The sequence below is a fragment of the Bradyrhizobium genomosp. III genome (assembly GCF_000261705.1).
GTDB classification, from domain to species: Bacteria; Pseudomonadota; Alphaproteobacteria; order Rhizobiales; family Xanthobacteraceae; genus Bradyrhizobium; species Bradyrhizobium ottawaense.
Map to the genome: position 1 here is coordinate 1 of NZ_AJQF01000505.1, position 257 is coordinate 257.

Below are 257 nucleotides of genomic sequence, written 5' to 3' on the forward strand. Positions count from 1 at the left end.
CTGCGCGACGGCGCCATCGACGTGAGGGTCTGCACGCCGCGCGGACGCGTGCTGCAATCGGACGAACTGGACGAACTCGCACCCCCAGATAAATCTCAGAAGGAGACCGACATGGCCAAGGGACAGCAACGCGGCAATCGCGAGACCAAGAAGCCGAAGAAGGACAAGGCCAAGGTGATCGCGGCAGCGCCGAGCCGCAAGGATGTGGCCTGGCAGCCGGATTTCGGACCGGGGAAGAAGAAGTAGCGGCTTTCTTC

1 protein-coding gene is annotated in these 257 nt (G+C 63.0%); it reads left to right on the forward strand.

Annotation, left to right across the window (positions count from 1 at the left end; all coding sequences use genetic code 11):
* Nucleotides 1-246 (forward strand): hypothetical protein (locus IC66_RS0139110; protein WP_038951166.1); only part of this gene is annotated, 246 nt, incomplete at its 5' end.
* Nucleotides 247-257: the final 11 nt, after the last annotated feature.